At 64.1% G+C, this 12,281-nt stretch carries 11 protein-coding genes; 7 read left to right on the top strand and 4 right to left on the bottom strand.

The window, feature by feature from the left end; genetic code table 11:
- Positions 1-39 precede the first annotated feature (39 nt).
- The 6 genes from fliQ to atzF all read left to right on the top strand — a co-directional run bounded on the left by fliQ (position 40) and on the right by atzF (position 7,668).
- Complete coding sequence (gene fliQ / locus AC0L3P_RS09135; RefSeq protein WP_007612284.1) at positions 40-303, top strand: flagellar biosynthesis protein FliQ; 264 nt, start codon at positions 40-42, stop codon at positions 301-303.
- A 17-nt stretch (positions 304-320) separates the two neighbouring features.
- Positions 321-1,091 (top strand): flagellar biosynthetic protein FliR, encoded by a 771-nt coding sequence (fliR, locus tag AC0L3P_RS09130; protein ID WP_275170013.1) that lies wholly within the window; start codon positions 321-323, stop codon positions 1,089-1,091.
- An 11-nt stretch (positions 1,092-1,102) separates the two neighbouring features.
- Positions 1,103-2,182: a flagellar biosynthesis protein FlhB gene (flhB, locus tag AC0L3P_RS09125; RefSeq protein WP_473301650.1), complete on the top strand. Its 1,080-nt coding sequence runs from the start codon at positions 1,103-1,105 to the stop codon at positions 2,180-2,182.
- Positions 2,183-2,336: 154 nt separating this feature from the next.
- Positions 2,337-4,919 carry a cell cycle histidine kinase CckA gene (gene cckA, locus AC0L3P_RS09120; RefSeq protein WP_275170015.1) on the top strand — a complete coding sequence of 861 codons (2,583 nt, stop codon included), beginning with the start codon at positions 2,337-2,339 and terminating at the stop codon, positions 4,917-4,919.
- A 205-nt stretch (positions 4,920-5,124) separates the two neighbouring features.
- Positions 5,125-6,129, top strand: a complete 1,005-nt coding sequence (locus AC0L3P_RS09115; protein WP_275170016.1) for a Tim44 domain-containing protein — start codon at positions 5,125-5,127, stop codon at positions 6,127-6,129.
- Between the two features lie 51 nt (positions 6,130-6,180).
- On the top strand, positions 6,181-7,668 hold the full coding sequence (atzF, locus tag AC0L3P_RS09110; RefSeq protein ID WP_473301649.1) for an allophanate hydrolase: 1,488 nt from the start codon (positions 6,181-6,183) through the stop codon (positions 7,666-7,668).
- 24 nt (positions 7,669-7,692) lie between these two features.
- Here the strand turns inward: atzF and AC0L3P_RS09105 are convergent, their stop codons facing one another.
- From AC0L3P_RS09105 to AC0L3P_RS09090, 4 genes are all read right to left on the bottom strand, one after another.
- On the bottom strand, positions 7,693-8,418 hold the full coding sequence (locus tag AC0L3P_RS09105) for a Crp/Fnr family transcriptional regulator (RefSeq protein WP_473301648.1): 726 nt from the start codon (positions 8,416-8,418) through the stop codon (positions 7,693-7,695).
- A gap of 90 nt (positions 8,419-8,508) precedes the next feature.
- On the bottom strand, positions 8,509-9,348 hold the full coding sequence (locus AC0L3P_RS09100; RefSeq protein WP_473301674.1) for an ABC transporter ATP-binding protein: 840 nt from the start codon (positions 9,346-9,348) through the stop codon (positions 8,509-8,511).
- A gap of 20 nt (positions 9,349-9,368) precedes the next feature.
- Positions 9,369-10,217 (bottom strand): ABC transporter permease, encoded by an 849-nt coding sequence (locus tag AC0L3P_RS09095; RefSeq protein WP_473301647.1) that lies wholly within the window; start codon positions 10,215-10,217, stop codon positions 9,369-9,371.
- Positions 10,208-11,596 (bottom strand): NrtA/SsuA/CpmA family ABC transporter substrate-binding protein, encoded by a 1,389-nt coding sequence (locus tag AC0L3P_RS09090; RefSeq protein WP_473301646.1) that lies wholly within the window; start codon positions 11,594-11,596, stop codon positions 10,208-10,210. The genes AC0L3P_RS09095 and AC0L3P_RS09090 overlap by 10 nt, the downstream gene beginning before the upstream one ends.
- Between AC0L3P_RS09090 and AC0L3P_RS09085 the strand changes: the two genes are divergently transcribed.
- Positions 11,586-12,263 carry a lectin gene (locus AC0L3P_RS09085; RefSeq protein WP_275170021.1) on the top strand — a complete coding sequence of 226 codons (678 nt, stop codon included), beginning with the start codon at positions 11,586-11,588 and terminating at the stop codon, positions 12,261-12,263. The two genes, AC0L3P_RS09090 and AC0L3P_RS09085, sit on opposite strands and share 11 nt — an antisense overlap.
- Positions 12,264-12,281: the final 18 nt, after the last annotated feature.

Below are 12,281 nucleotides of genomic sequence, written 5' to 3'. Positions count from 1 at the left end.
CCGAGCGGTGCGGATGAGACTTGAATAAAGGAACTGCGAATGACCGGACCGGAAACCCTCGACGTCGCGCGCGATGCGATCTGGACCATCGTGATCGTGTCGTCGCCACTGATGGTGGTCGGCCTCGTGGTCGGCGTCGTCGTGTCGCTGTTCCAGGCGTTGACGCAGATCCAGGAGCAGACGCTGATCTACGTGCCGAAGATCCTGGCCATCTTTGCCACCATGCTGTTGGCCTTGCCGTTCATGGCCGACGCGCTGCATTCCCACATGCTGCGGATATCGTCGCGAATCATCGGCGGCTGAGGCACAATGCGCCCGTCATGCGCATCGACGTCTCGCTGCTGCCGGCGCTTGCCGCCTCCTTCATGCTCGCCTTTGCCCGGGTCGGCGCGATGGTGATGCTGTTGCCGGGGCTGGGCGAGACCAATATCCCGACACGGATCAAACTGTCGATCGCGCTGCTGCTCACGCTGATCATCCTGCCGCTGCATCGCAACGCCTATCAGGTCGACATGGGCTCGATCGCGCCGCTGCTGGTGCTGATGCTGCATGAGATTGTGATCGGCATCGTGCTGGGGGCGACCGCGCGGGTGACGTTGTCGGCGCTCCAGGTTGCCGGTTCCGTGATCGCACAGCAGATGGGGCTAGGTTTCGTCACCTCGGTCGATCCGACGCAAGGGCAGCAGGGCGTGCTGGTCGGTAACTTCCTGACGATACTGGGGGTCACGCTGCTGTTCGCCACCGACAGCCATCATCTGGTGATCGCGGCACTGAATGACAGCTACACGATCTTCGCGCCGGGCGAGACGGTGTCGAGCGGCGATATCGCCGCGCTGGCGACGCGCGCCTTTGCCGCCGCGTTCCGCCTCGGCTTGCAACTTTCCGGCCCGTTCCTGGTGTTCGGCCTCGTCTTCAACATCGGGCTCGGCGTGCTGGCGCGGCTGATGCCGCAGATGCAGGTCTATTTCGTAGGCGTGCCGCTCTCGATCTTCGCCGGCTTCCTGGTGCTCGCCGTCGTGCTCACGGCGATGATGGGCACCTATCTCGACTATTTCATCGGTGTCATGCACCAGATGATGCCACTCAAGTGACCGGGTGATCGATGGCGGAAGACAACGATCCAGAGAGTCAAACAGAAGACCCGACGCAAAAACGTCTCGAAGAGGCGCTCGAACGCGGTGACGTCGCCAAGAGCCAGGAGATCAACACCTGGTTCATGATCGCGGGCGCCACGCTCGTGGTCTCGAGCTTCTCCGGATCGGTCGGCAGCGGGCTGTTGGCGCCGATGCGCAACCTGATCGCCAATTCCTGGATGATCAAGACCGACGGCAGGGCGCTGCTCGCCCTGATGCAGCAGATCGAAGTCGCGGTGCTGGCGGCGATGGGCGTGCCGCTGCTGATGCTGGTGCTGGCGGCAATTGCCGGCAACATGCTGCAGCACCGCCTGGTCTGGTCGGCCGAATCCCTCAAGCCCAAGTTCAGCAAGCTGTCGCCTGCCGAAGGCCTCAAGCGCATCTTCGGCAAGCAAGCGGCGGCAAACTTCCTCAAGGGTCTCGGCAAGCTGATCGTGCTCGGCGCGGTCATGACCACGATCCTGTGGCCGGAACGGCATCGCATGGAGGCGATGGTCAGGCTCGATCCGGCCGCCATGCTCGGCGCCACCACCAGCCTGACCATTCACCTGCTCGGCGCGGTGGTTGCGGCGCTCGCGATCATCGCCATCGGCGACTACTTCTTCCAGTATCGCAGCTGGTTCCAGCGGCAGAAGATGTCGCTCCAGGAGATCAAGGAAGAGTACAAGCAGTCCGAAGGCGATCCGCACATCAAGGGCAAGCTCAGGCAACTGCGCCAGCAGCGCTCCAAGAAGCGCATGATGGCGGCGGTTCCCAAGGCCTCTGTGATCATCACCAACCCGACCCACTATTCGATCGCGCTGTCCTACCAGCGCGGCATGTCTGCGCCGATCTGCGTCGCCAAGGGCGTCGACAACCTCGCTTTCAAGATCCGGGAGATCGCGCGCGAGCACGACATCCCGATCGTCGAGAACGTGCCGCTCGCCCGCGCGCTCTACGCCACCGTCGAGATCGACGAGGAAATCCCGACCGAGCACTACCATGCGGTGGCCGAAGTCATCGGCTACGTCATGCGTCTGAAGAGCGGATTTGGCGCCAGCCGGCAATAAAACCCCTGAAAAGTACTGGAAATGGCCGTAATCTGGGAATCAGCGTACCTTTCGCCCCTGCTGCCCTTGCGCCTGCGGGTCCGATTCAGGCAGGGAGGACCCTGCGCGCCCTGTAGCGCGTTGATTCTCTGCCGACAGGCTGTGCCAGCTTGAGATGACTGCCGAGACCGACCACGACCTCACACGCGAGCCCGTTGCGGCGCACGAGCCGTCGCCGCGCTCGGGCAGCATTGCGCTGGTGCTGCTGGTGGCTGCCGGCCTCGTCGCCGTCGCCGTCGGGCTGATGACGCTCGGGCGCGCGCAGGCCCAGCCCTATATTCTCGGCATCCTCGCCGTGCTGGCGATGGTCGGCCTGTTCAACCTGTTTGCCTTCGCCGCCGGCATCATCCGCTTCGTCGATCGCAATCTCGACGATCCCGTGATGGGGCGCATCGCCGACCACGCCTTCGACGGCCTCGCCGTGACCGACCCGCGCGGCCATGTGGTCTATTCCAATGCGGCCTATCTGACGCTGACCGGCGCCGCCGGCCCGCAGGACGTGCGCCCCGTGGAGCGCGTCTTCATCGGCAACCCCGACGTCTCCGAGGCGGTGTTCCGCCTGTTGAAAGCCGCGCGCGAAGGCAAGCGGCAGCAGGAAGAGGTGCGCATCTCCGGCAATGACGGCAGCCAGGGCCGCTGGCTGCGCATGCGGGTGCGGCCCCTCGGCACCGGCAAGCGCGAGACGAGATACGCAGTGTGGTCGATCGCCGACATCACCCGCGACCGCGAGCGCCAGGAGGACGTGTTCCAGGAACTCCAGCACGCGATCGAATATCTCGATCACGCGCCCTGCGGTTTCTTCTCGGTCAATCCGGCCGGGGAGCTCGCTTACGTCAACGCGACGCTGGCGAACTGGCTCGACTACGACCTCGCCGAGATCGGCTCGGGCGGGCTGAAGCTCACCGACATCGTCTCCGGCGATGGCGCTTCGCTGCTCACGGCGATCGTGGCGGTGCCGGGCGAAGTCAAGACGGAAGTCTTCGACATCGACCTGCGCATGCGCACCGGCAAGACCATGCCGGTGCGGCTCTATCACAAGCTCGCCTTCGGCGCCGACGGCGCGCCGGGCCCGTCGCGAACGCTGGTGATCAGCCGTGCCCGCGACGAGCGCAGCGATCCGGATCGCGCCGCCGAAGTGCGCTTCATGCGCTTCTTCGACCATACCCCGATGGCGATCGCCACCGTCGACCGCGGCGGCAACGTCGTGCGCGCCAATGCGCGCTACGCCAAGCTCGGGCAGGCGCTGGGGCTCGATAGCGCCAGCAAGTCGATCTTCCGCGCGGTCAATTCGCGCGACCGGCACCTTTTGATCGCGGCCATCAATCAGGCCGCGGAGGGCCAAGCCGACGTCGCGCCGGTCGAAGTGGCGCTCGAAGGAACCAAAGAGCGCTGGGGCCAGTTCTTCGTTACGCCGGTGGACGCGGCCGAGAACGATGCGGAAGTCGCCATCGTGCACATGCTCGAGACCACCGAGCGGCGCGCGCTGGAAAACCAGATCAACCAGTCGCAAAAGATGGAGACGGTCGGCCAGCTCGCCGGCGGCATCGCCCACGACTTCAACAACGTGCTCTCCGCCATCATGATGGCGAACGACTTCCTGCTGAACGCGCACAAGCCGACCGACCCGTCGTTCCAGGATATCATGCAGATCAAGCAGAACGCGACGCGGGCCGCCACGCTGGTGCGGCAGTTGCTGGCGTTCTCGCGGCGGCAGACGCTGCGGCCGCAGGTGCTCGACCTCGGCGATGCGCTCTCCGACCTCGCCATGCTGCTGCGCCGCCTGATCGGCGAGAAGGTGAAGCATGAGACCATCCACGGCCGCGATCTCTGGCCGGTCAAGGTCGACGTCTCCCAGTTCGAGCAGGTCATCGTCAACCTCGCGGTCAACGCGCGCGACGCCATGCCCGACGGCGGCAAGCTGATCATCCGCACCGCCAACGTCACCACCGAGGAAGCGGCCAGGCTGGCCTACAAGGGCATGCCGGCCGCGGACTACGTGCGGATCGAGGTCGCCGACACCGGTACCGGCATCCCCGCCGATATCCGCGACAAGATCTTCGAGCCGTTCTTCTCGACCAAGGAAGTCGGCAAGGGCACCGGCCTCGGGCTCTCCACTGTCTACGGCATCGTCAAGCAGACCGGCGGATTCATTTACGTGGACTCGGAGCCGGGGCAGGGCACCTCGTTCCACATCTTCCTGCCGCGCCATCATGCCGAGCCGGAGGTGCAGGTCGAGCAGCCGGCGCCGGTCGTTGGCGCCAGCAATGGTGCCGCGAAGGACGCCGGGCCTGCGGCGGACGCCAAGCCCCGCACCGATCTCACCGGACAGGGCACCATCCTCCTGGTCGAGGACGAAGAGGGCCTGCGCGCGCTCAACGCACGCGGTCTGCGCTCTCGCGGCTACACCGTGGTCGAGGCCGAGAATGGCGTCGAGGCGTTGGAGGTGCTGGAAGAACAGAGCGGCGGAATCGATCTCGTCGTGTCCGACGTCGTGATGCCGGAGATGGACGGCCCGACACTGCTCAAGGCGATGCGCGAGAAGAACCCCGACATCAAGTTCATCTTCGTCTCCGGTTACGCCGAAGACGCGTTCGAGAAGAGCCTGCCCGAAGGCCAGCAGTTCGACTTCCTGCCCAAGCCGTTCACGCTCAGCCAGCTCGTGGCGGCCGTGAAGGAGACGATGGCGAAGGCGGGGTGAGGGCCTCAACGCAATGATGACGGCAAAGCGGAATTCCCGTCGCCAAAGCGACCGGTAACCCGCGACCGCGGCTCCTTTGCACACCCGGCCAAGCCGCCGCCAAATATGGGCTTTTGCCACATCCCCGCGACTGAGGGCCGCAGCCATAAGTTCCGATAGTGGCTTCCTTTTTACGGAAGGCTGCCCATGTTAGGGACACGTCCCCATGCCGGGGATCTGGGAAACGAACATGAATTTCTCGCAACGCTCCCGCAGCATCTTCAAGACGATTGCCGTCGTGCTGGCGCTTGCGCTGCCGACTGCGCTGGCGATCTCGTCCGCCGACGCGCGCGTCGGTGGCGGCATGTCGTCGGGTTCGCGCGGTTCACGCACCTATTCGGCCCCGCCGTCGACCACGACCGCGCCGGGCTCGACCTCGCAGTTCAATCGGACCTACACCCAGCCGGGCGCAGGCATGAATTCGGCTGCCGCCGCACCCGCGCGCGGCGGCCTGTTCGGCCGGGCCGGCGGCTTCATGGGCGGCCTTGCGGCCGGCTTCCTCGGCGCAGGCCTGCTCGGCATGCTGTTCGGCGGTGGCCTGTTCGGCGGCCTCGGCGGCATGTCGTCGATCATCGGCCTGATCATCCAGATCGTGCTCGTGGTGCTCGTGGTTCGCTTGGCGATGTCCTGGTGGCAGCGCCGCCACACCCCGCAGGCGGCCTATGCCAACGCTGAAGCCGGTGCCGGTCCGGGACCGCAGGCGAACAACCGTAGTGGCCTTGGTGGCGGTCTTGGCGGCGGCTTCGGCTTCGGCGCCAACAACGCACCGCTCGAGATCAAGCCGGACGACTATGAGGCGTTCGAGCGCCTGCTCGGCGACGTCCAGTCCGCCTGGTCCAACGAGGACGTGGCCAAGCTGCACACGCTGGCGACGCCGGAAATGGTCTCCTATTTCGAGCAGGACCTCGGCCAGAACCGTGCGCGGAACGTCGTCAACAAGGTCAGCGATGTGAAGCTGATGCAGGGCGACCTCGCGGAATCCTGGCGCGAAGGCGAGACCGATTACGCGACGGTGGCGCTGCGCTTCGCGCTCACCGACAAGACGCTCGACCGCAATACCGGCGCAATTGTCGCCGGCAGCGAGCAGCCGGGCGAGGCCACCGAAGTCTGGACCTTTGCCCGACGTCCGGGCGGCGCCTGGGAACTGTCGGCGATCCAGCAGACCAACTGATCGCGCGTATAGCGACAAACGAGGGCGTCGTGCTTCGGCACGGCGCCCTTTTTGTTTGAGCGGCGCGTTTCCGGTCAGGCGGCCATTTGGGCGAAGCACTTAATTGCTTGTTGGCCGCGCAGAGCTGCCGCAATTTCGCGCCTGCCGGGTCGGATGAGGAGATATTCCGTGAGCCAGTGTGTCGCGCGCCTCAGGACAAACTACGAAGGCATTGCCAGGAGTTCGTCCCTGCTGCTGGAGGCGATCGGAACGGCGTATGACCGGATCGAGGCGGAGCGCGACCGCAATTGCTGGATCTATCTTCGCCCGCGGCAGGAGGCACTCGAAGAATGTCATAAGCTGGTGGCGCGCGCGCGGACGGGCGAAAATCTTCCGCTGCTCGGCATTCCATTTGGTGTGAAGGACAATATCGACGTCGCGGGAATGCCGACCACTGCCGCATGTCCGGCGTTCAGCTATACGCCCTGGCATTCCGCGCATAGCGTCGAACGCCTCATCGCGGCCGGCGCAATTTGCCTCGGAAAGACCAATCTCGATCAGTTCGCCACAGGCCTATCCGGCGTGCGGTCGCCCCATGGCCCCTGCGCGTCGGTTGCCGATGCGCGCTATGTTGCGGGCGGCTCCAGTTCCGGGTCCGCCGTCGCCGTGGCGGCCGGGCACGTCGCCTTTGCGCTCGGCACCGATACCGGCGGCTCGGGGCGCATACCTGCCGGGTTCAACAACATCGTCGGAATCAAGCCGACCGTTGGGCTGGTGTCATCACGTGGCCTGGTGCCGAACTGTCCGACGATCGATTGCGTTTCGGTATTCTGCAATACCGTCAGCGACGGCGAGGCAATCCTCGACGTCATCGAAGGGTTTGATTTCGAAGATCCCTACAGTCGCCTGCCCAGAACCTTTTTCCCCGCCAACGGGGCGGCGGCATCATTCCGGTTCGGCCGCGTTGCGCCCGCGGATCTCGAATGCTTCGGCATGTCGGAATGCGGCGAACTTTACGAGAGCGCCTGCGAGCTTTTTTCTCATATCGGAGGAACGGCGATCGAGGTGGACTTCGCCCCATTCCGCCAGGCCGGGGAGTTGATGTTCAGCGGTCCCTGGGTCGCGGAGAGGCACTCTGCCATCGCTTCGCTCATCGACGTGCAATCCGGCTCCTTGCTTGATGTCACGAGGACCGTGCTGGACTCAGCCGCCGGCTATTCGGCGATCGACACGTTTGGTGCCATTCACCGGCTGCACCGGCTTCGCCGCGACGCCGAAGCAATCTTTGCCGGCATCGATGCCCTGGTGGTTCCGACTGCACCGCGGCCGTTCACACTGGAGGAGATGCATCGTGATCCGATCACCCTCAACAATCGTCTGGGCTACTACTCGTACTTTGCCAATCTACTCGATCTCTGCGGCGTCGCCGTTCCGAATGCGAAATTGCCAAACGGCATGCCCATGGGCGTGACCCTGCTGGCGCCGGCCTGGCACGATCGCGCGCTGATCGGACTGGCGCGGCGGTTCGAGGCGGGGCAGACGGATCGGCATTCGAATTAAAGTCTGGCGGCTAAAGGGCGGACATTATCCCATCGCCTGCCCGAGCGTAGAAACATCCAGAATCGAAATCACGGATCTTTCGTATCTGATCACGCCTTCGTCCTGGAGCCGCGCGAGTTGCACGGTCACCCATTGGCGGGTGGATCCGATGAGGTTGGCGAGATCCCCGTGGGTAAACGGTATGCCGACGACGATCTCACCGTCGCGCTTTACGCCGTAGACGTGAGACAGGAAGATCAGCAAGCTGTGCAGCCGCTCGGTCACCGAGCGCGTCCCCAGCATCTGGGCCATCGCCGAATAGCATCGCGCCTTGAATGCCAGGGCATCCAGCAAGGCGACGGCAATCGTCGGCGATTCCAGCGCAAGCCGCCGCAGCGCCGGTCCGGGCATGAAGGTCAACCGGCTGCGCTCGGCCGCAACCGATGTCCACATGTGCGGGCCCGTCCCGAATATGTCGGGCCCTCCGACGAAGTTGCCGGGAAACCAATAGGCGAGCGTGACTTCGCGCCCCGACGGTGCCGCATAGTAGCTGCGTATGCGGCCCTCGCTGATCAGGTAAATTCCGGCCTGCGCGTCGCCCTGAGACCAAACCAGTTGGCCGGCTTCCAGGATCTTTTCGCGTCCGATCGCACGCAACCGGTTGCAATCAGCCCGGTTGAGACCATCCAGCAAGCCGGGCAGCGGTCTGACGAGATCGTCCGACTCCGCGAGCATCACACCTGCCGCAATCGCGCTGTTCGCCCTGTGCATGGCCGGCTCCGCATGTGAGACCCGGCATCGACTATTCAAGAACCATGCCAGCCCGCTGCGGTCCGCCTCAGACCCGAGGGCTCCGGGTCATCAGTCCGCGTCCGACTGATTGAACGCCCGCAACCCTTCTGCGCGGATGACGTCGAGACAATCCTTCTTGAGCGAAAGATAAGCTGGCTCGACCATGACAGAACTCGACCGTGGGCGCGGCAGCTTGACCGCGACTTCGCGCAGGATGCGGCCGGGTCCCGCGCTCATGATGAGAACGCGGTCGGCCAGCACGATGGCTTCATCGATGTCATGCGTCACGAATACGATTGTCGCCTTGATCCGGTCGCGCAACGCCAGCAGATTGTCCTGCATCACCGCACGGGTCTGTGCGTCGAGCGCCCCGAAGGGCTCGTCCATCAGCAGCACACGGGGCTGATTGGCCAACGCTCGCGCGATCGCCACGCGCTGTTGCATGCCGCCGGACAGCGTGTTCGGATAAGCGTCGGCGAAACGCTTGAGGCCGACCATCGCGATCAAATCGTCGGCGATGGCATACGCTTCCGTCGTGGACTTCCCGAGCATCCTGGGACCGTGGGCGATGTTGCTGCGGACGGACTTCCAGGGGAAGAGATGCGGCTGCTGGAACACCATGCCGACATCGGGACGCGGACTGTAGACGGGCGCGCCCTCGACCAGGATCTCGCCTTCGAACGGCACTTCCAGCCCGGCGATCGTATTGAGCACCGTCGACTTGCCGCAGCCGGAGGGACCGGCGATGCAAACGAACTCGCCAGGCGCCACGTCAAACGAAACGCGATCGACCGCGATGATCTGCGCGCGCTTGGTGTCGAAAACGATGCTCAGGTTCGAGACTTGAATGGCCGGTTGTTTCCGCGCCGATTCGACGGAGGCAGGCGAACTTGCCAGCGCCAGGTTCATGCTCGATCGGGATCCCGACATCAGCGCCACCAGACGATACGTTCGGCAAGAGCCGCAAACAGCCGGTCGGCGATGAACGAAATCAACCCGAGCGCTGCGAGCCCGCCCATGACCTGGCCCGTTTGCAAATTCTGCTGCGCAATTTCGATCCTGTAGACAATGCCGGCGAAAGCGCCAGCCAGTTCAGCCGCGACAAGCGTGTAGAACGAGATGCTGACGGCGGTGCGCAACCCGACCACAATGTAGGGAAGCGCGCCCAACAGCACGATCTCCTGCAGCATCTGCCGTCGGGGCGTGCCGAGCATCAACGCCGCCCGAATCAGGCCACGGTCGACCTTCTGCACGCCGATGTGAGTCGAAAGCCATACCGTGAAGAATACGCCCCATACGACGAGGAACAATTTTCCCGCCTCCGACAGGCCGAACCAGAGAATGACGATCGGCACGAACGCAATCGGCGGAATAGGTCGCAAGATATGGAATAGCGGGGACAGCAAGCTCGAGATAAGGGGGAATTGACCGGTGAGGACACCGAGGAGGATGCCGAGCGCGCCGCCTATGATGAATCCCGTGGTGACGCGAAAGAGGCTGGCCAACAGATCGCTAAAGAACTGTCCGCTTCGTATCCATTCAAGCACCGCCGCAGCAACCACCGTCGGCGGCGGAAACAGCACCATGTTGACGGTCCCGGAACGGGAGACCAGTTCCCAGAGCCCAATGAACAAGGGAAGCGAAAGCGCCCCGACCAGAATATTGAGGCGGCGAAGCCGAACCGAATTCGGCCGCCGAGCGCGACCGCCAGTGTGGATGGCAATATCGCGTCCCGCTGAAGTGGCTTCCTGCATGGCCGCGCGGGTGGCTATTTCCATGACAGGGTGACGCGTGCGGGATCGAGCTTTTTCAGTGGCTCGGTGACGACGACCTTGCTGAAGTCGGGCATCGCCGCTCCCGGAGGATGGTTGCCGCTCTCAAGGCGCCATGCGGAATGGGTCTTCAGAATCTCGATCAACCGGTCGTCGAGACGCACCCGGTAAACATAGTCGGCCCAGATGGGGGCGAGTTCATCCCGCTTCATTCCAACCGCGTCCGCCACTGTCGTGATTGCTTCATCCGGCTGTGCTTTCATCCAGATCTCGGCATCGATCAGTGCGGCGATGAATTTCTCGACCAGCACTGGGTTGGCGTCCAGATAGGGCTTCATGACGACGATATTGAACGTCTCGGAGTAGGTGCCTTTTGTATCCACCTCAGCGACGGCTTCGCCCAGGGCCTTCTTCGCGTTGGCCACGTGGGGCTCCCAGGTGTCGATCGCGTCGATGCTTCCGGCGGCAAGTGCCGGCAGCATCTCCTGCGGCCGCAGATTGACGAGGGTGACATCCTTGGGCGTCAATCCCGCCGACTTCAGCAAGGTCGCCGTGTAAACCTCGCTACCAGTGCCGGCAGTGAAGGCGATTCGCTTGCCGCGAAGATCTGCCCTGGTCTTGACGCCGGCCTTGGCCGCGACGAGCGTCTTGAGATCGGAATATTCCATCCCGGCGACGAAGGCGATGGGCTGGTTTGCCATCGTCGAAGCGGTGACCGGCGCCTCCGCCGTGGTCGCGATGTCAGCACCGCCCCCGATCACGGTGTCCAGGCACTGCTTGCCGGACGTGAAGTTCGAAACCGTGATGTCCAGTCCGTGCTTTTCGAATATTCCCTTCGACTTGGCGACGATCGCAAGGCCGGAGATCGGTGCGAGATTTTGTGCCAGCCGGGCTTTGAGCAGTTCCGCGGCCAAGGCGCAGTTCGGACCGATGGCAAGACCGACGGCAAGACAGCAAAGGGTGGCGCGGCCGGCAATTGTCGTGATTGGGCGGATTGTGGTCCGGTGCATGACGATCTCCCCTTGCGCCGCGCCCTGCGCAGCCCCGATGTGATCGCGGATACCGCCCTGAACGGTCCCGCCACAGTCCCCCGCGTCCTCCCCTGGACGATCACTTGAGGATCGGCCCATTTGGTATGCTCGCCCGGCACCATTGTCCCGGGAAGCAATTAATCGACATGGCAGTCGGGAAGCGGCTGGGAATCGTCGGCGATCCCGCCGGCCAACTGATCGCAGACGACATGAAAAAACCAGGGCATCGTGCTTCTTGCACGGGGCCTTTTTCTTTTGGGCGTCTCGCATCGCGGCATCGGAATAAGCGGGCCTGCGTCGGGTTGAAATCTGGCGGCCAACGACAACACAAATGGAGGACAGGATGATCCGCATTGAGAGAACCGTGACGATTTCAGGCCTCGCGCTCGCTGCGGCCTTGCTTGCGGCGCCATCGGCGCAGGCGCAGTCGGCGAACATGACGTTCTTCGTGACTTCCAGCGGTCCTGGCAAAGGCGCTGATCTCGGCGGTCTGGAGGGGGCCGATGCGCAGTGCCAGAAGCTGGCCCTGGCCGGCGGCGCCGGCAGTAAGACCTGGCGCGCCTATCTCTCCACGCAGGCCGCCGACGGCAAGCCGGCCGTCAACGCGCGCGACCGCATCGGCAAGGGACCGTGGCAGAACGCCAAGGGCGTGGAAATCGCCAAGGACGTGGCCGATTTGCACAGCGCCAACAAGATCAGCAAGGAGACAGCGCTGACCGAGAAGGGCGAGATTGTAAACGGCTATGGCGACCAGCCTAACCGGCACGACATTCTCACGGGATCGCAGTCCGACGGCACCGCGTTTGCGGGTCCCGACGACCGCACCTGCAAAAACTGGACGTCGAGTACGCAAGGCGCGGCGATGCTCGGCCACTCCGACATCAACGGCCCTGCGACCAACCCGACGGTCAAATCCTGGAACACCGCACACCCCTCGCGCGGACCCGATGGCGGCTGCTCGCAGGCCGATCTGAAGAGCACCGGCGGCGACGGCTTGCTCTATTGCTTCGCATCGAATTGAGGCTTCCGTCATTGCGAG

The organism is Bradyrhizobium sp. WSM4874 (assembly GCF_055811835.1).
This window is presented reverse-complemented; position numbering and strand designations above follow the sequence as displayed.